The following is an 18,135-nucleotide window of genomic DNA, read 5'->3' as shown; positions in this document are numbered from 1 at the left end:
GGCCCGCGTGCCGCTGTCTGGCAAGACGGCGAACGGCAAGCGGAATCCGCGCATGACCCCGCCCAGCGGTGCTCGCGAGCGCTATGTAGCGGCCTTCATGCTAGGACTTGCCCTCTTCTTCCCTCCCCTGCTGGTCGTCTTTGATCTGGACGGTTTTGTCCTGGGTATCCCGGCGTTGTTCTTTTATCTCTATGGGGCCTGGCTGGCGCTCATCGTTCTGGTCGTGCTGATCGTGGCCCGCTCATCCCATGAGGAGCCGGGGGATCACCGCCCCCATGATCCGGGGCGTGAGCCGTGAACATCGGGTTGGTCATTGGCGTTTCCCTGGGGTATCTGCTGATTCTCTTCGGGATTGCCTACTGGGGAGACAAGCGCTCGGATCAGGGGCGCAGCATCATCAATAGCCCCTATGTCTATGCCCTTTCCATCGCTGTTTACTGCACCTCCTGGACCTTCTACGGGAGCGTCGGGCTGGCCGCCGAGGGCGGGATTCACTACCTGCCCATCTATTTGGGTCCCACCCTCATGGCCGCCCTGTTCTGGATCGTGCTACGCAAGATGGTGCGCATCTCCAAGGTCAACCGGATCACTTCGATCGCCGATTTCGTGGCCTCCCGCTATGGCAAGAGCCAGCTGCTGGGTGGCCTGGTCACCATCATCGCCCTGGTGGGGTTGGTCCCGTATATCGCCCTGCAGCTCAGGGCGGTGTCCGACACCTTTCATGTCATGGTCAGTTATCCTGACGTGGCGGCCTCGCAATTGGCCCACACCGTGCCCTTCTACGCTGATAACGCCTTCTATGTGGCCCTGATCCTGGCGGCCTTCGCCATCCTCTTCGGTACCCGCCACATCGACGCCTCGGAGCATCACTCGGGCATGGTGGCCGCCATTGCCTTCGAGTCCGTGGTCAAGCTGGTGGCCTTCCTGCTGGCGGGGCTGGTGATCACCTTCGTGATCTTCGGCGGTGTGGGGGATCTGTTCAGTCAGGCAGCGGCCCATCCCCAGCTCGTCGAGCTCTTCCACGTGGGGGAACTCTCCGATTATGGCAACTGGATCGCCTTCACCCTGCTGGCCATGGTGGTGGTTCTGGTGCTGCCACGACAATTCCAGGTGGCGGTGGTGGAAAACGTGGACGAAAGCCACGTGCGCAAGGCGGCCTGGTTGTTCCCCCTGTATCTGTTCCTCATCAACCTGTTCGTGTTGCCCATCGCTTTTGCCGGCGTGCTGGTATTGGGAGATGGCGAGATGAACCCGGATAACTTCGTGCTGGCCCTGCCCTTGTCCCAGGATATGCAGCTACTGGCCCTGATTGTCTTCCTGGGTGGCTTGTCGGCGGCCACGGCCATGATCATCGTGGAGACCGTGGCCCTGGCCACCATGCTGTGCAACGACCTGGTGATGCCGGCCCTGCTGCGCATCCGCTGGCTGGGACTGGAGCGACGTCGGGATCTCACCCGGTTGCTGCTGTATATCCGCCGTGGCGCCATCCTCATCGGCATCCTGCTGGGTTACACCTATGTGCGCGTGACCAGTGACATGGTGGGGTTGGTCAGCATGGGGCTGGTGTCGTTTTGTGCCGTGGCCCAGTTTGCTCCGGCCCTGATCGGGGGCATTTTCTGGAAAGGGGCGACACGCAAGGGCGCCCTGGCGGGCCTGATGGCGGGGTTCGTGATCTGGTTGTACACGCTGCTGCTACCGTCCTTCGTCCAGGCCGGATGGCTGCCCGCCACGTTCATCACTCAAGGGCCCTGGGGCATCGAACTGCTCAAACCCTATGCGCTGTTCGGGCTTTCCGGGTTGCATCAGATCACGCATTCCCTGGTCTGGTCGATGCTGGTGAACCTGGGGGCTTATGTCACCGTCTCCCTGTTGACGCAACAGAACACCATGGAGCGCATCCAGGCTAACCTGTTCGTGGATGTCTTCCGGCTATCGGCCGAGCGTTATGGCATCTCCCGGTTCTGGCGCGGCACGGCCACGGTGGATGATCTGTTCGACCTGCTCAAGCGCTTTGTGGGTGAGGAGCGGGCCCGCAGGGCCTTTGAACACTATGCCCGTGGTCGAGGTCTGGATCTGGCGCGGATGCGCGAGGCGGACTCCGATCTCATCCAGTTGTGTGAACACATGTTGGCCGGCTCCATCGGCGCTGCTTCAGCGCGGGTGATGGTCTCCAATGTGGCCAAGGGGGACGTGGTCAGCCTGGAAGAGGTGATGGAGATTCTGGATGAGGCCAGCCAGGTGATCGCCTACAGCCAGCAACTGGAGGCCAAGTCACGGGAACTGGAAACCGCCACCCGGGAGTTGCGCGCGGCCAACGAGCAACTCAAGCAACTGGATCGGATGAAGGATGATTTCATTTCCACGGTCACCCATGAACTGCGCACGCCGCTGACCTCCATCCGCTCCTTCACCGAGATCCTCTACGACAACCGGGATCTGGACCCGGACAAGCGCCAGGAATTCCTGGGTATCATCATCAGTGAGAGCGAGCGTCTCACCCGGCTGATCAATCAGGTGCTGGACCTGGCCAAGCTGGAATCCGGGGCCATGCGCTGGTACATCCGCCGTTACGATCTGGTGGAGATCTTGAGCGATGCCGCCACGGCCTCATCCCAACTCTTCAAGACCAAGGCAGTGGACCTGCAACTGGATCTGCCCGATCACCCGGTGCCCATGGACACGGACCGGGACCGCCTCATGCAGGTCATCATCAACCTGCTGTCCAATGCGGTGAAGTTCACCCCCTCCCACACCGGGCGCGTGACCCTGAGGCTCACGCCCCTGGAGGAAGGAGGCGTCAAGGTCGAAGTGGAGGACAATGGACCCGGCATCCCCACCGAGGATCTGGCCACCCTGTTCGAGAAATTCCGGCAGGTGGGGGATGCCCTCACCGAAAAGCCCGAAGGAACGGGCCTGGGGCTGGCCATCTGCAAGAACATCATCCAGCACCTGGGCGGGCGTATCTGGGTGGATAGCCAGCCAGGGGCTGGCGCCACCTTCGCCTTCAACCTGCCACCGCTGGATGGCCCGGCAGCACAGGAAACGAAGCCCGCTAAGCCTGAATGAACGGCCCCATCCACTGACTCAGGTCGCGGATCTCATCGGCGCAGACGCTGTGGGGCATGGGGTATTCGTGCCATTGCAGTTTCACCCCCATGGCCCGCAGGGCCTCGCTGGTGCGGCGACCAAAGTCTGGCGGGATCACGGGGTCAAAGCTGCCATGGGCCATGAACACCGGCAGGCCGGCCGCCCGCGGGGACAGGTTCAGGCCCGCCTTGGCGGCATCGGGCAGATAGGTGGACAGTCCGAAGACTGCATCCGGGGCCGGGCCTTCCACCAGGCCGGTCAGCAGGGCCATGGCGCCTCCCTGGGAAAAGCCACCCAGCAGCACCGTGTCATAATGGCGACGCGCCTCGGTGAGCAGGCCCTGAACAGCGGCCACCCCCTCTCCGACCTGACCGTGGTCCTCGCCCTCGCCCGGGGCCAGTTCCCGGAAGTCGTACCACGCTCGCATGGGCATGCCATTGTTGATGGTGACCCGCCGCACCGGTGCATGGGGAAAGATGAAGCGGACCGGCTTGCCGGGCGGCAACTGCATTTCGGGTACGATGGGCTCAAAATCATGGCCATCGGCCCCCAGGCCGTGCAGCCAGATGACGCAGGTTTTCGGGTTCTCGCCGGTATCGACGATGACGGATTCGAAGGGATGTGTATTCATGGGGGCAAGGATATCCGGTTTGTCATCGCGATGGGAGCCACCCCCTCGGTGGCAACAGCCCGGGCCGCGACTTCGGCGTGACCTCACGCCGTGCCCCGCCGGGACAAATCGGCTATCCTGAGCCCCTTTTGAACCCATCCCAAGACAGCCGATCAAGGCGTGGAGTGATCAATGTCCCAGTTCAAAGGCTACTATCCCCTGGTTCGACCCCGTCGCATGCGGCGCGATGACTTCTCCCGCCGTTTGATGCAGGAGAGCATGGTCACGCCCAACGATTTCATCTACCCGGTGTTTGTCCTGGAAGGCCAGGGTCAGCGTGAACCCGTGCCGTCCATGCCCGGCGTGGAGCGGCTGTCCATCGACCTGCTCATCGAAGAGGCCAAGGTCAGTGCCCGCCTGGGCATTCCGGCCATGGCCCTGTTCCCCGTGGTGCCCATGGAGAAGAAGAGCGAGGATGCCGCCGAGGCCTACAACCCCAATGGGCTGGCCCAGACCGCCGTGCGCGCTCTCAAGGACGCCGTGCCCGAGATCGGTGTGATCACCGACGTGGCCCTGGACCCCTTCACCACCCATGGCCAGGATGGGTTGATCGACGAGACCGGCTACGTGCTAAACGACGAGACCGTGGACGTGCTCACCCAGCAGGCCTTGTCCCACGCCGAGGCCGGCGCTGACGTGGTGGCCCCCTCCGACATGATGGATGGCCGCATCGGCGCCATTCGCGAGGCCCTGGAGGAAGGCGGTCACATCCATACCCGGATCCTGGCCTATTCCGCCAAGTATGCCTCCAGCTTCTACGGTCCCTTCCGTGATGCCGTGGGATCGGCAGCCAACCTGGGGGCCGGCAACAAGTACACCTACCAGATGGACCCCCACAACTCCGATGAGGCCCTGCAGGAAGTGGCCATGGATCTGGAGGAAGGGGCCGACATGGTGATGATCAAGCCCGGTATGCCCTATCTGGACATCGTCCGCCGTGTGAAGGAGACCTTCGGCGTGCCCACGTTTGCGTATCACGTGAGCGGCGAGTACGCCATGCTCAAGGCCGCCGGCCAGAATGGCTGGATCGATGAGCGGGCCTGTGTGCTGGAGGCGCTGGCCTGCATGAAGCGCGCGGGCGCCGATGGCATCCTCACCTATTACGCCCGTCAGGCACTGGAGTGGATGGACTGATCCGCCATGCCCATGGATCATTACGCCGTCATCGGACACCCCATCGGTCACAGCAAGTCACCGCAGATCCATACCCTGTTCGCCCGGCAGACCGGTCAGGACATGGTCTACGAGGCGGTGCTGGCGCCGGAGGATGACTTTTCCGGCACGGTGCGCCGACTGGTGGACGCCGGGTATCGGGGGTTCAGTGTCACCGTGCCCTTCAAGCACGAGGCCTTCGAGCTGGCCGATACCCTGACCGACCGGGCCCGGCGGGCCGGTGCCGTGAACACCCTCACGGTGACCGCCGACGGGCTCAACGGGGACAACACCGATGGCCTTGGGCTGGTGGCGGATCTGAAGCGCCAGCCTACCCCTCTGGCCGGCAGCCGTATCCTGTTGCTGGGGGCCGGAGGGGCGGTGCGAGGTGTGCTGGCCCCCCTGTTGGCCGAGGGGCCGGCACGGCTGCATATTGCCAATCGCACCGCCGCCAAGGCCCAGGCCCTGGCACGGGATTTTGCCGATCTGGGGCCGGTTTCCGGCGGCGGGCTGGGGGCACTCGCGGTTGAATCCTATGATCTGATCATCAACGGCACGGCCGCCGGGCTTTCCGATGAAACCCCTCCCCTGCCCGCCGGCCTGCTGGCCCCCGGTGCCGGTTGTTATGACATGATGTACGGCGACACCCCTACCGCATTCGTGCGCTGGGGCAATGCACAGGGGGCGGCCTGGACGCGGGATGGCCTGGGCATGCTGGTGGAGCAGGCGGCCGAGGCCTTCGCCATCTGGCGCGGTCAGCGCCCACGCACTGCCCCGGTCATGGAGGCCCTGCGTCCCCGTTCATGATGGGTTCATAAGGCCTGTCGTAGCCTGGTGTCCAGGCGGTTACTTACTGACACACCCGGGGCGTGCCCTTGATGGTCCGCCTCCTGATCGAGCATTGCACGGGAGTATTTCATGCGTCATCCATTACTGATCATTGCCGTGGCGGCCCTGGTGGCCCTGGCCGGCTGCACCACCATTGATCCTTATACCCGTGAGGACAAGGTCAGTGCCTCCACCAAGGGCGCGGCCATCGGGGCGGTGGCTGGTGCCCTGGTGGGCAATCTCACCACCCGCCGCGACCGCACCAAGCGGGCCATGGTCGGTGCCGGCATTGGCGCCCTGGCGGGTGCCGCCGTGGGCAACTACATGGACCGCCAGGAACAGGAGCTGCGCCGCGAACTGGATGGTACCGGTGTGAGCGTGACCCGGGTGGGAGATAACGTGGTGTTGAACATGCCGGGTAACGTCACCTTCGATGTGAACCGTGACGAGGTGAAGTCCCGGTTTTATGACGTGCTCAATTCCGTGGCCAAGGTGGCCCAGGAATTCGACCAGACCGCCCTGGAAGTGGCTGGCCACACAGACAGTACCGGGAGTGTGGAGTACAACATGGACCTGTCCGAACGGCGTGCCCGCAGCGTGGCCCGCTATCTGCAAAGTCAGGGGGTGTCGCCGGTACGGCTGGACACCATCGGTTTTGGTCCGCATCGTCCGGTGGCGGACAACCACACGCCTCAGGGTCGCGCTCAGAACCGACGCGTGGAACTGACCTTCATCCCCCTGACCCAGTGATCCGTGCCATCCGAGGGAGGATCGTGCCCGCCGTTCCCCCTCATCCCCGACCCTTCTCCCCCGAGGGGAGAAGGGAGCTCATAGTCCTCTCTCCCGAGGATGGAGAGGGAGGACTTCTAGCCCCTCCCCCGAGGATCGAGAGGCAGGACTTCTAACCCCTCCCCCGAGGATGGAGAGGGAGGACTTCTAACCCCTCCCCCGAGGATGGAGAGGGAGGACTTCTAACCCCTCTCCCGAGGATGGAGAGGGAGGACTTCTAGCCCCTCTCCCGAGGATGGAGAGGGAGGACTTCTAGCCCCTCTCCCGAGGATGGAGAGGGAGGACTTCTAACCCCTCTCCCGAGGATGGAGAGGCAGGACTTCTAGCCCCTCTCCCGCTGGCGGGAGAGGGGTTGGGGTGAGGGTGGTGAGGCTGGCAACAAGGGCCCGACCCTGCTCAGACCTCCATCCCTTCCGGTGGCCTTCCCTGCCCCTCGTGCCGTAACTTCAGGCGCACATAATGCTCGGCCGAATAGCGCAGATGGTCCCGTTCTTCCTGGGTGAGGGGGCGCACCCGCTGTGCCGGCCTGCCTCGCCAAAGATACCCCGAATCCAGTACCTTGCCCGGCGACACCAGGCTGCCGGCGGCCAGAATCACGTCCGAGGCGATGATCGCCCCGTCCATCACCACGCTGCCCATACCGATCAGCACCCGGTCATGGATGTGGCAGGCGTGCAGGGTGACGTTGTGGCCCACAGTGACCTCGTTACCCACTGCCAGATCCTGACCACCAGGGGTATAGGGGCCGTCATGGGTGACATGCAGCACGCTGCCATCCTGGATGTTGCTGCATTCGCCGATACGGATGCGGTTCACGTCCCCGCGCAGCACGCACACGGGCCACACGGAGCTGTCCGCACCCAGGACCACGTCTCCCAGTACCAGGGCGCTGTCGTCCACCCAGGCGGAGGGATCGATCTGGGGGGTATGGCCTTCAAAGCTTCGGATCATGAGAGGGCTCCTGTCGCGGGGCTTGAACAGTTCACTTCATGGTCACCAACTCCTCCGCGCTGGTGGGATGCAGGGCCACTGTATCATCCAGGTCGCGCTTGGTGGCCCCCATGCGCACGGCCACGGCAAAACCCTGCAGCATCTCGTCGGCCTCGGGGCCGATGATGTGCACGCCCACCACCTTCTCCTGCGCCCCCACGGTCACCAGCTTCATGGCCGTAGCCACCTTATGAGTGGTCATGGTGTGATACATGGAGGTGAATCGTGTGGAATAGACCTTCACCGCCTCACCATGGGCCGCCCTCGCCTCCTCCTCGGTCAGGCCCACGGTGCCGATGGGCGGGTGGGTGAAGATCACCGAGGGGATGGTCTCATAGCTCAGATGTCGGTCCGTCTGGCCACCGAAGAGCCGGTCTGCCAGGCGTCGGCCGGCGGCGATGGCCACCGGTGTCAACTGGGCCCGCCCCGTCACGTCACCAATGGCATACACGCCCTCCACCGAGGTGTTCTGGTAGAGATCCGTGGGGATATACCCCTGATCGTCGGGTTGAATGCCGGTATTGTGCAGGTTCAGGTCGTCCGTGGCCGGGCTTCGGCCGGTGGCCCAGATCACCTGATCGAAGACCCCGCGGCATTCGCCCTGGTCGCAGAATAGCTCCACGCTGTCCGGGTGGGCGATGAGCCGCCCCACCTGGGTGCTGGGGAAGAGATTCACCCCGTCGGCCAGCATCTGCTCCATCAGTGTGTCCCGCAGCATGGGGTCAAAGGGGCGCAGCAGGGTCTCGCGGCGCAGGTACATGGACACCTCCGAACCCAGGGCGCGTAGCATGCCCGCCAGTTCCACGGCGATGTACCCTGCCCCGATGACGGCCACGCGCCGTGGCTGACTCTTGAGCTGGAAAAATCCATCGGAGGTGATGCCCAGTTCGGCCCCCGGGATATCCGGCACGCTGGGCTGACCACCCACGGCGATCACCACGTGATCCGCGCTCACCCGCCGGCCATCCACCTCCAGGGTGTGGGCGTCCACGAAACGGGCGCGGCCTGGGATCTCGTCCACCCCCGAGTCCGCAAGATAGGTGTGATACCAGGTGTTGATACCCTCGATATAGGCATCCCGGGCACCCACCAATTCGCTCCAGTCAAAGCCCTCCCGGGCCAGCTTGAAGCCGTAGCCCGGAGCGTCATCCAGCCGATGGGCCATGTCGGCGGCATACCACATCACCTTCTTGGGCACGCAGCCCACATTCACGCAGGTGCCGCCCAGGGGCCCCGATTCCACCACGGCGCAGCGGGCCCCGTAACGGGCCGCGCGCTCCACCACGGACAGGCCGCCGCTACCGGCGCCGATGGCAATCAAATCGTAATGGTCGTTCATGGGGGGGGGCTCCCTTGCAGCGAAAATAGGCAGAGGATTTCTCTCCGTCTCATCTTAACAGCCTGATCGACGATCATCGGATACGGACCAAAGGTCTAAAATAGGGAAAAGGCCCCAACCCCTGAACTGGAATCCCCATGAAAATTCTAGAGGATACGACGATCCGTGCCCGCTTGATCGGGCTCATCCTGCTCGTTCTGCTCATGGTGGGCGCAGGCGCATCGCCTTCGTGGACAGGATCCACCAGATGGTGAAGCAGATCGCGGGGGCCTCAACCCAGGTGGCCACGGCAGCCGAGCAGCTCTCGGCGACGACGGAAGAAACCCAGGGGCAGGTGAGACGCCAGCATTCCGAGACGGACCAGGTGGCCACGGCCATGAACGAAATGACGGCCACGGTTCAGGAAGTGGCTCGGAACGCCTCCGGAGCCGGTCAGATCGCCGGAGCCAGCGACGAGCTGGCACGGTTGGCGGCGGAGCTACAGGTGCTGGTGGGGCGATTCAAGGTGTAAGCCGTCCAGGCCTGGCGGAGAACTCGCAACCGGAACACTATCCGCGCTCAATTCTTTCGCGGATACGCCTACGAAATTCTGACCGCTCCACCAGCTCAGCCTGCCCTGAATCGATCTCACCGATTCGACGAGAAATCTCACGCTCCCAGGCATCCTCGACCCCATTGTCACGGGGCGCATCGAGGCTCTTGATCAAATCATGGGCCAATTCCGCCCGTTCAGCTTCCGAAAGTGCCAGGGCTTCGGAGCGCACGCGCTGTAACGGTTCAGCGGTCATAGGACCTCCAGAAATAGCTACCATCGAAATTCTACTGCCCCTCGCCGCCCCTAACAATGGGTTAAACTGGCCCCCGAGAAGCTCCGGGCCGGTAAAGCCGGACTGACTCAGTGGCGGCCCCGGTTAACCCAAACGTTATAAATTCGTCTAGCCATGATGCCCTGGCTGCACTAATATGTATTACATATCACTACACTGGGAGTGGGCGTCATGGGTGTTACGAGTATTCGAATTGCTGACGACGTGGAAAAACCCTTGGAGGTTCTTTCCAAAAAGCTTGACAGGAGTAAGAATTATCTTATAAATCAAGCTATTAAAGAATTTATTGCGAGGCAATCCCTGGAGGATTCAAGGTGGCAGGATACCCTCGAAGCGCTTGAATCCATCAAGGCAGGTAAATCTATTGATGAAGAGGAGGTGAATGCTTGGCTGAATAGCTGGGGCACCAATAATCGAAAATCGCCACCTAAATCATGAAAATAAGGTACTCGCCGGAATCGGTCGATGATCTCTGCAGAATGGTGGAATTTGTAGAGGTTAAAAATCCGTTCGCAGCCCGTCGAATTGCGATAGATTTACAAGAAGGTATCGATAAGCTGAAGCAATTTCCAAAAATTGGTCTACCCGTTTTGAAAGCATCCGACCCGGAGCTAATACGCGATCTTTATATAAGCAGGTATACAATACGTTACCTTATAGCTGATGAAATGATCTATATATTAAGGATTTGGCACAACAAAGAGAATGAAAGGAATTTATAACAAGGCGCTTCACACGGACAAATTATTCGCTGCGCTCGTTATTGGCTGGTGAGTGCAGCGATCGCCTGTGCCCCAGCATGGCCGATCCACACATACGCCAGTGCCCCGGGGATCATGCAGACCAGCGTGGCCGCTACGTAGCGCAGCAAGGGGATTCGGGTCAGGCCGAGCGCGTAGTTGAACAGATTGAAAGGGAGCAGCGGGACCAAGCGGGTGAAGGCCACGAAGCGCCACGGCGGCCAGGAGCTGCGCGACCAGACAAAGTAGTTTGCACAGCATCCAGAGCTGGGCCGCAAAGGGCGGCCGGGCTTTGCTACACTTGGCCACCGACTGCCACTGACCCGATATGCGTCGACGCCCGTGAATACCGAGACCGCATCATCCAATGGGGGCCTGCGAGGCCGGCTGATCCACTATGCCCTACTCACGCGGCTGCATCGCCCCGTGGGCACGCTGCTGCTGCTGTGGCCCACGCTCTGGGCCCTGTGGATCGCTGCAGAGGGGGTTCCCGATCTCCTGGTGCTGTTCGTCTTCGTGGCGGGCGTGGCGCTGATGCGGGCCGCCGGCTGCGCCATGAATGACTTCGCCGATCGACATATCGACGGGCGTGTCACCCGCACCCGGGATCGCCCTCTGGCTACGGGGCAGATCAGCCCCACCGAGGCCGTGGGGGTGGCGGTGGTGCTCTCCATCATCGCCTTTGGCCTGGTGTTGCTGATGAACCCGCTGACCATTGCCCTGTCCGTGGTGGCAGTGTTGCTGGCGGGCACCTATCCCTTCATGAAGCGATTCCATCACCTGCCCCAGGTACACCTGGGCGCGGCCTTCGGCTGGGCGGTACCCATGGCCTTCGCTGCCCAGACCGGCATCTTCCCTCCCCCCCTGGCCTGGCTGCTTTTTCTGGCCACCATCCTGTGGGCCACCGCCTACGACACCATGTATGCCATGGTGGACCGCCCTGATGATCTCAAGATCGGTGTGAAATCCAGCGCCATCCTGTTCGGGGAGTCGGATCGAAGCATCATCGGTCTGCTGCAGTTGCTGGTGCTGGTGGCCCTGGTGCTGGTGGGCAGGCAGGCGGAACTGGGCATGATCTTCACCCTCAGCCTGGTGGCGGCGTCCGGCCTGGCCATCTATCAGCAGTATCTGATCCATGACCGGGACCCCAAGGGTTGTTTCAAGGCCTTTTTGAACAACAACTGGTTCGGGGTGGTGGTGTTTGCCGGGATTGCACTGGATTATCTGGTTCGGGGTGTCCTCTAGCCGGGTCGGGCACCCGCGCCAGCACCCATACATCCACCCGCTGTACGCCGCGGGTCTTCAGCACGCCGGCCAGTTCGTCCAGGGTGGATCCGGTGGTCATGACATCATCCACCAGGGCCACGTGGGCCGGCGCAAACCCTTCAGCCACATGGAACGCGCCCCGCAGATTGCGTTGACGGTGTTTCGCGGACAGCGTCTGCTGGGGCGGCGTGGCGCGGACCCGACGCACCGCAAGGATCTCCAGCGGGCAGTTCAGGGCGCGGCTGAGCGGGCGCGCCAGTTCCAGCGCCTGGTTGAAGCCCCGCTCCCGTAGCCGATGAGCATGCAGCGGCACGGGGATCACACAATCAGGGCGTGTCACCCGGGGCCCCAGTTCCCGGGCCATGAGTTCGCCCAGCAGCCGCCCTTGGTTAAGACGGCCTTGGAACTTGAAGCGCCCCACCAGATCATCCACCGGCCAGACGTAGGTGAGGGCTGCCCAGGTGCGATCAAAGGCGGGGGGATGGCTCAGACAATGGCCGCACAGGTGGCTTGCATCACCCATCAGGGGCAGCCCGCAACGGGGGCATGGGCCGCTCGGGCGCGGCAATTCCGCGGCACACGGCCCGCAAAGATCCATCCCCTCGTGCCCAGGGGCCCCGCACAACAGGCACACGGGCGGGTAGATTCGCTCGATCCAGGCAGCGCCCAGGCGCCGCGCACCGGCCATCAGTCGATTCACTTCCCTGTCACCTCGCTATGGGTTGAGGTATATTCTCGGTTTGCCCGTTACCGACGTACCCCTTGGGGTGCCAGCGACTGAACGGGCTGGCCGTCGTCCTTAGGTGTTCAAGTATGTCCCAGCCCGCCGCCACCCGCCATGTATCAGCGCGTGCCTGTGCCGGATCGGCCAAGCTGTTCAACTATGGCACCATCATTGCCGTCACCGTGGCCGGTGTGCCCCTGTTCCTGGTGACCGGTGAGGTGGGCGTGGCCACCATCATCGCGGCCATCATGGGGATTGTGCCCCTGGTGCTGTGGTTCGGTGGCTCCATGCTGGTATATGCCCTGAATCGGCACCACCCGGATGAGCGGGTGGGGTATTACACCCAGCAGGCGGCTTATCGCTACTACGCCTTCATGGGGGCGCTGATTGTCATCGGCACCTTCTTCCCGCCCGAGATCTTCTATTTCCGGATCTACTGGCTGGTGGCCGCACTCATCATCATTCCCTGGTCGATCCGCGACATCATCCGGATCAACCGGGAGCATTGGCAAGACGTCGAGATTCCCAAGGAGCCTGACCATGGCTGAAACCCGTCACGACTGGACGGTGGACGAGATCCTCACCCTGCTGGATCGTCCCTTCAATGACCTGCTGTTCGAGGCCCATACTCTTCACCGGGCCCATTTCGATCCCAACCAGGTGCAGGTGAGCCGCCTGCTCTCCATCAAGACCGGCGCCTGTTCCGAGGACTGTGGCTATTGCTCCCAGAGCGCCCACAACGACGCCGATGTGGAGCGTGAGCGACTGCTGCCGGTGGAAGAGGTGCTGGCCGAGGCCCGCAAGGCCAAGGACGAGGGGGCCACACGCTTCTGCATGGGGGCCGCCTGGCGCAACCCCACGGACAAGAACCTGGAGCGGGTGATCGAGATGGTGCGGGGCGTGCGGGAGATGGGCCTGGAGACCTGCATGACCCTGGGCATGCTCACCGAGATGCAGGCCAAACGCCTCAAGGACTCCGGCCTGGACTACTACAATCACAACCTGGATACCTCTCCGGAGTATTACGGCGAGGTGATCACCACCCGCACCTATCAGGATCGCCTGGATACCCTGACCCATGTGCGTGAGGCCGGGATCAACGTCTGTTCCGGCGGCATCCTGGGTATGGGCGAGTCCCGTCGCGATCGGGCCAGTCTGCTGCAGCAACTGGCCAACCTGCCGCGCCATCCGGAATCCGTGCCCATCAATAATCTGGTGCCGGTGGAGGGCACCCCCATGGCCAACGCCGAGCCGGTGGATCCGCTGGAGTTCGTGCGGGTGGTGGCCGTGGCCCGGATCGTCATGCCCACCTCCCATGTGCGCCTGTCCGCCGGCCGCAGCGAGATGAGTGACGAGATGCAGGCCCTGTGCTTCTTTGCCGGCGCCAACTCCATCTTTTACGGCGAGAAACTGCTCACCACCGCCAATGCCACGGAAAACCACGACCAGCAGCTCTTCCGTCGTCTGGGTGTGAACACCCTGGAGGTGGAGCACAAGGCGGGCGACGAAACCCAGGTCGCGTGACCCGGGATCTCAAGGTACCTCTGCAGGCCCTGCGCAGCGAGCACCGGTACCGGTCGCGGCGCATCCTGGAGGGGCCCCAGCAGCCGGAGCAGAGGATCGACGGCCGGTCGGTGCTGGCCTTTTGCAGTAACGATTACCTGGGCCTGGCCAACCATCCACAGGTGATTCAGGCCCTCCGGCGGGGGGCCGATACCTATGGCGTGGGCGCTGGCGCGGCTCACCTGGTGAATGGCCATACCCGGGCTCATCATGCCCTGGAAGATGAGCTGGCCGCCTTTACCGGCCGGGATCGGGCGTTGCTCTTTTCCACCGGCTACATGGCCAATCTGGGCGTGGCCCAGGCCCTGCTGCGCCGGGGTGATCGATTGTTCGAGGACCGCCTCAATCACGCTTCGCTGATCGACGCCGCCATGATCAGTGGCGCCCGGCTCAGCCGCTATCGTCATGCCGACGCCGGGGATCTTGCTCGTCGTCTGGGCAGGACCGTCAGGCTGGACGATGATCGTGATACCCTCATCAGCACCGATGCGGTGTTCTCCATGGATGGCAACCTGGCGCCGCTGGAGACCCTGGCCTCGCTGGCCGATACCCATGGCTGCTGGCTGATGGCCGACGATGCCCATGGTATCGGTGTACTGGGCCAGCAGGGGGCAGGCACCCTGGAATATCTGGGGCTCACCCAGGCCCAGGTGCCCATCCTCATGGGCACCCTGGGCAAGGCGCTGGGTACATCGGGTGCCTTCGTGGCCGGCCCTGATGATCTGATCGAAACCCTGATCCAGTCAGCACGCACCTATATCTATACCACCGCCATGCCCGCCGCCGTGGCCGAGGCTACCCGAGCCTCGCTGCACATCGTGCAACAAGAACCCGAACGCCGGCGTCATTTGCGGGCCCTGGTGGAGCATTTTCGTGATGGGGTAGGGCAGTTGGGCCTTGAACTCATGGAGAGCACCACGCCCATTCAACCCATCGTGGTCGGGGCCTCGGAGAAGGCCCTGCAGTGGAGCGATGCCCTACTTCAACAGGGGTTGCTGGTGCCGGCCATTCGCCCCCCCACAGTTCCCCAGGGCCGCGCACGGCTGCGTGTCACCCTCAGCGCGACGCATTCCAGAGCCCAGGTGGACCGCCTGTTGCAGGCCCTGGCAGGGCTGGTTGGCACCGCCTGAAACATCGTTGGTCGGGGCATTGCAAGGGCCCAAGACCCGATATCCCTCAAAAAACCCTATTAATTGGCTTGTAATACCTCCTCCACGGCCTACAAAATCGGGCGACTGTGCTTTCTTTTTCTGGCCGGTCAGATTTTGTTACCGGGAAGTGGCCCGTAGCCCGAATACAACCGGACCCTTGCCCGGATTTCAATTCAATCCGACGGAGGGATGTTGCTATGGCGGAAGTATTGATCATGCTGGTGTTCGCCGGGGCGGCGATCGTGTTTTACACGCAGTATCGTGCCCGGGTGGATCTGCCACCGCCCAATTCCGGTGCCTATGAGCGGGAAGATAAGCTGTTTTCCCCCAAGGAAGTTGAAGTTCTCAAGGCCCTTGAGGAAAGCTTTGCCAACGATCACCGTATCTATCCCAATCTCCTGGCCAGCGAAGTTATCGCGGTCAAGCCCACACCCGATCAGCCCCTGAAACAAACGGCCCAGAAGCGCATCGATGATGAAACCTTCGACTTTGTGCTTTGCAAGAAGGACAGCTTTGACGTGGTGTGCGCGATTCGTTGTCGCAGTGCTCAGCGTAAGGGTTTGGTGCACGACCCGGACGACTTCCTGGAAGAGGTTTGCGCCCACATCGAACTGCCCCTGGGAGTGATCCGCATCGATCAGCCGATTACGGCCGCCAAGGCAAAAACGGCGGTGGAAGACGCCATCAAGGCCGTGGCCGACCGGGCCGAGGAAGCCAAGGCGCGCAAGGCCCGGGCCGAAGAGCAGAGAAGGAAGGCTGCCGAGGAGAAAAAGGCTGCCCAGGCTAAAAAGGCTGCCGCGAAGTCCGGCCCCACCGGCCGCCCCGCACCCTCCAAGGCAGCGGCGCCCTCAACTGCCAAGCCCGAAAGCAAACCCGAGCCCAAGTCAGAGCCCAAGCCTGAAACCAAACCAGAGGTAAAGGCTGAAGCCAAGCCGCCAGAGACTCCGGCAGGGCAGGGTGCTGCCGCGGCCCCGGCCGGTGAACCGGCCAAAACGGCCGGCAAGACCGATGAGCCAGCCAAGCCCCAGAGCGGCCCGGTGAGCTCGCCCGGCAGCAGTGCCTGAAGGCCATCCTTCATGACCCGCGGACGCCTCCCCGGCGTCCCGGGTTTTCCACGGGGGCCGTCATCGATCCATAGCAAGCCCCTGAAACACCTTGACGATTCATGTATACTGTGCGCGACTTCAAGAAATTATCGGCCACTCAGGGCGTGGACTAGCCGAACGTATCCGATCCCATCAAGGGACCACGCCCGGCAGCCCGCGTACCATCCTGCACTGACGATCCGGGGTTGCGGCCTCACCGGTGATCACCGGCTGGGTTCCCGCCAATCTGCATCAACGGAAGCAGCCCGAATAACGTCTCGGCCCTGGCTGTCTGGTCGACACACCGATTCACTTCATCATAAGCCCCGGGAATGGACTGCAATTCCCCATTCCCATGCGTGCGAGGTACAACCATGTCCAATAAAGAAGATCTCATCGAAATGGAAGGCACCGTCACTGACGTGATGCCCGATCAGCGTTTCAAGGTGGAACTGGACAATGGCGTCCATGTTCAGGCCTACGCCTCCGGCAAGATGCGTCGCTACCGCATCCGCGTGGTCAGCGGCGACAAGGTCAAGCTGGAAATGTCCCCCTACGACCTCACCAAGGGTCGCATCAGCTACCGTTACAAGCATTGATTGATCGGCGCTGCGGTCGCGAGCGCTGATGCGCCCCGCCGCTTTGCCCGCGCTGAGTTCCCCCCATCACAGGGGGGACCCAGGACTTCATTCCAGCTCTTCATCCCCCAGCCGCGTCTGGATCCGCACAGTGGACTCCAGGGTGCGGTGGACCGGGCAGCGATCGGCAATCTGCAGCAGCCGCCTGCGCTGATCGTCCGTGAGGTCCCCATCCAGGGTGATCTCGCGCTCGAACTGGTCCCTCTGAGCAGGCTTGCCGCCGTCCTCGTTCTCCTCTTCCACCTTGCGATGCCGCAGGCGCACCGAGACGTGCTCCAGGGGTAATTCCTTACGCTGCGCGTACATGCGTAGCGTCATACTGGTGCAGGCCCCCAAGCCCGCCATGAGGAACTCGTAGGGGGCGGGGCCCTGATCCTTACCACCCGTGGACTCGGGTTCGTCTGCGGTGATCCGGTGGGGGCCGATCTCGACGGTCTGTGCGTAGGGACCCACACCGTTTTCCGCCACCAGCACGCCGCGCTCGTGATCCCCTGATTCCTCCCGTTCCGGCGGGTCCAGAAAGCGCTCGGCCCAGGCACTGAGCAGGGCCGCCACGTAGTTGGAATCCGCGGGGCGGGAGAGCATGTGGTCCACGTTATCCAGGGACACGAAGCTCTTGGGGTGCTTCGCAGCCCGGTAGATCTGTGCGGCGTGGTCGATGGACACGATCTTGTCCTGAGGGGAATGAAAGATCATCAGGGGCCGGCGCAGTTTTGCCACCTGATCCAGCACCTTGTGGTTGTCCAGATCCTCCAGGAACTGCCGCTGAATCCGGAACCGCTGGCCCGCCAGATTGACCTCGGATTCCCCTTGCTCCCGAATGGTCTCCAGGTTGTCATCGCCGAACAGATGGGTCACGTGGACCACGTCGCTGGGGGCGTTGATGGTGGCCACGGCGCGCACCTCGGGCACATCCTCCGCCATAGCCAGCACGGCCGCTCCGCCCAGGCTGTGACCAATGAGCAATTGCGGCGCCTGGTATTCCCGGCGCAGGTAGTCGGCCGCCCGGCGCAGGTCTTCCAGATTGGAACTGAAATTGGTGTTGGCAAAGTCGCCCTGGCTGTTGCCCAGCCCGGTGAAATCGAATCGCAGCAGGGCGATGCCGTGGGCACGCAAGGCAGAGCTCAGGCGTACCGCCGCCAGGATGTCCTTGGTACAGCTGAAGCAGTGTGCAAAGAGGGCAAAGGCCCGGGGTGGTCCCTCGGGCATGTCCAGGCGGGCAGAGAGCTCGACCCCCTGGGAGCCGGGAAAGCGGATGCGGGGGTTGTGTTCTGGCATGTCGGGCG

19 protein-coding genes and 2 pseudogenes are annotated in these 18,135 nt (G+C 62.8%); 14 read left to right on the top strand and 7 right to left on the bottom strand.

The genetic code is table 11. The features are described from left to right. Positions 1-52: 52 nt before the first annotated feature. The gene (locus BMY52_RS12615; protein WP_143050477.1) at positions 53-298 is read left to right on the top strand and encodes a hypothetical protein; all 246 of its coding nucleotides are present in this window, start codon (positions 53-55) and stop codon (positions 296-298) included. Continuing rightward, the gene (locus BMY52_RS12610; RefSeq protein WP_090254955.1) at positions 295-3,066 is read left to right on the top strand and encodes a sensor histidine kinase; all 2,772 of its coding nucleotides are present in this window, start codon (positions 295-297) and stop codon (positions 3,064-3,066) included. Before BMY52_RS12615 ends, BMY52_RS12610 begins: the two co-directional genes overlap by 4 nt. Here the strand turns inward: BMY52_RS12610 and BMY52_RS12605 are convergent. Further along, positions 3,053-3,718, bottom strand: a complete 666-nt coding sequence (locus BMY52_RS12605) for an alpha/beta hydrolase (protein WP_090254953.1) — start codon at positions 3,716-3,718, stop codon at positions 3,053-3,055. The two genes, BMY52_RS12610 and BMY52_RS12605, sit on opposite strands and share 14 nt — an antisense overlap. Before the next feature lie 171 nt (positions 3,719-3,889). Between BMY52_RS12605 and hemB the strand changes: the two genes are divergently transcribed. From hemB to BMY52_RS12590, 3 genes are all read left to right on the top strand, one after another. Continuing rightward, positions 3,890-4,891 (top strand): porphobilinogen synthase, encoded by a 1,002-nt coding sequence (gene hemB / locus BMY52_RS12600; protein ID WP_090254951.1) that lies wholly within the window; start codon positions 3,890-3,892, stop codon positions 4,889-4,891. A 12-nt stretch (positions 4,892-4,903) separates the two neighbouring features. Continuing rightward, a complete protein-coding gene (gene aroE / locus BMY52_RS12595; RefSeq protein WP_090255021.1) occupies positions 4,904-5,716 on the top strand; it encodes a shikimate dehydrogenase in 813 nt (270 codons plus the stop codon). Between the two features lie 111 nt (positions 5,717-5,827). Next, positions 5,828-6,487 (top strand): YiaD family glycine zipper/OmpA-like lipoprotein, encoded by a 660-nt coding sequence (locus BMY52_RS12590; protein WP_090254949.1) that lies wholly within the window; start codon positions 5,828-5,830, stop codon positions 6,485-6,487. Between the two features lie 435 nt (positions 6,488-6,922). Here BMY52_RS12590 and BMY52_RS12585 read toward each other — a convergent pair whose 3' ends face one another. Together BMY52_RS12585 and gorA are read right to left on the bottom strand one after the other, a co-directional pair. Then, a complete protein-coding gene (locus BMY52_RS12585) occupies positions 6,923-7,477 on the bottom strand; it encodes a gamma carbonic anhydrase family protein (protein ID WP_090254947.1) in 555 nt (184 codons plus the stop codon). A gap of 31 nt (positions 7,478-7,508) precedes the next feature. After that, positions 7,509-8,855 (bottom strand): glutathione-disulfide reductase, encoded by a 1,347-nt coding sequence (gene gorA, locus BMY52_RS12580; RefSeq protein ID WP_090254946.1) that lies wholly within the window; start codon positions 8,853-8,855, stop codon positions 7,509-7,511. A gap of 226 nt (positions 8,856-9,081) precedes the next feature. Here gorA and BMY52_RS12575 point away from each other — a divergent pair. Next, positions 9,082-9,312, top strand: a pseudogene (locus BMY52_RS12575) (methyl-accepting chemotaxis protein); the annotation flags it as partial. A 91-nt stretch (positions 9,313-9,403) separates the two neighbouring features. Here BMY52_RS12575 and BMY52_RS12570 read toward each other — a convergent pair. Next, positions 9,404-9,643: an addiction module protein gene (locus BMY52_RS12570; protein WP_090254943.1), complete on the bottom strand. Its 240-nt coding sequence runs from the start codon at positions 9,641-9,643 to the stop codon at positions 9,404-9,406. Positions 9,644-9,853: 210 nt separating this feature from the next. On the opposite strand from BMY52_RS12570, the gene BMY52_RS12565 reads away from it, so the two are divergent. Then, positions 9,854-10,120 carry a CopG family ribbon-helix-helix protein gene (locus BMY52_RS12565; protein WP_090254941.1) on the top strand — a complete coding sequence of 89 codons (267 nt, stop codon included), beginning with the start codon at positions 9,854-9,856 and terminating at the stop codon, positions 10,118-10,120. Then, the gene (locus tag BMY52_RS16030; RefSeq protein WP_090254939.1) at positions 10,117-10,404 is read left to right on the top strand and encodes a type II toxin-antitoxin system RelE/ParE family toxin; all 288 of its coding nucleotides are present in this window, start codon (positions 10,117-10,119) and stop codon (positions 10,402-10,404) included. Before BMY52_RS12565 ends, BMY52_RS16030 begins: the two co-directional genes overlap by 4 nt. A 56-nt stretch (positions 10,405-10,460) precedes the next feature. Here the strand turns inward: BMY52_RS16030 and BMY52_RS15740 are convergent. Further along, positions 10,461-10,637 (bottom strand): annotated as a pseudogene (locus tag BMY52_RS15740) (VTT domain-containing protein); the annotation flags it as partial. Positions 10,638-10,764: 127 nt separating this feature from the next. On the opposite strand from BMY52_RS15740, the gene ubiA reads away from it, so the two are divergent. Further along, a complete protein-coding gene (ubiA, locus tag BMY52_RS12550; protein ID WP_245740847.1) occupies positions 10,765-11,667 on the top strand; it encodes a 4-hydroxybenzoate octaprenyltransferase in 903 nt (300 codons plus the stop codon). On the opposite strand, the gene BMY52_RS12545 is transcribed toward ubiA, so the two are convergent. Beyond that, complete coding sequence (locus BMY52_RS12545; RefSeq protein WP_090254935.1) at positions 11,582-12,376, bottom strand: double zinc ribbon domain-containing protein; 795 nt, start codon at positions 12,374-12,376, stop codon at positions 11,582-11,584. The genes ubiA and BMY52_RS12545 overlap by 86 nt on opposite strands. Before the next feature lie 125 nt (positions 12,377-12,501). On the opposite strand from BMY52_RS12545, the gene BMY52_RS12540 reads away from it, so the two are divergent. The 5 genes from BMY52_RS12540 to infA all read left to right on the top strand — a co-directional run bounded on the left by BMY52_RS12540 (position 12,502) and on the right by infA (position 16,810). Continuing rightward, positions 12,502-12,960, top strand: a complete 459-nt coding sequence (locus BMY52_RS12540) for a hypothetical protein (protein WP_090254933.1) — start codon at positions 12,502-12,504, stop codon at positions 12,958-12,960. Next, a complete protein-coding gene (gene bioB, locus BMY52_RS12535; protein WP_090254932.1) occupies positions 12,953-13,936 on the top strand; it encodes a biotin synthase BioB in 984 nt (327 codons plus the stop codon). Before BMY52_RS12540 ends, bioB begins: the two co-directional genes overlap by 8 nt. Further along, complete coding sequence (bioF, locus tag BMY52_RS12530) at positions 13,933-15,105, top strand: 8-amino-7-oxononanoate synthase (protein WP_090254930.1); 1,173 nt, start codon at positions 13,933-13,935, stop codon at positions 15,103-15,105. Before bioB ends, bioF begins: the two co-directional genes overlap by 4 nt. Positions 15,106-15,323: 218 nt before the next feature. Next, on the top strand, positions 15,324-16,190 hold the full coding sequence (locus BMY52_RS12525) for a DUF2726 domain-containing protein (protein ID WP_090254928.1): 867 nt from the start codon (positions 15,324-15,326) through the stop codon (positions 16,188-16,190). A gap of 395 nt (positions 16,191-16,585) precedes the next feature. Next, positions 16,586-16,810, top strand: a complete 225-nt coding sequence (infA, locus tag BMY52_RS12520; protein ID WP_025280272.1) for a translation initiation factor IF-1 — start codon at positions 16,586-16,588, stop codon at positions 16,808-16,810. 87 nt (positions 16,811-16,897) lie between these two features. Here the strand turns inward: infA and BMY52_RS12515 are convergent, their stop codons facing one another. After that, positions 16,898-18,127, bottom strand: a complete 1,230-nt coding sequence (locus tag BMY52_RS12515; RefSeq protein ID WP_090254926.1) for a bifunctional alpha/beta hydrolase/OsmC family protein — start codon at positions 18,125-18,127, stop codon at positions 16,898-16,900. Between the last annotated feature and the right edge of the window lie 8 nt (positions 18,128-18,135).

This window comes from Ectothiorhodospira marina (assembly GCF_900109495.1).
Taxonomy (GTDB): domain Bacteria; phylum Pseudomonadota; class Gammaproteobacteria; order Ectothiorhodospirales; family Ectothiorhodospiraceae; genus Ectothiorhodospira; species Ectothiorhodospira marina.
This window is presented reverse-complemented; position numbering and strand designations above follow the sequence as displayed.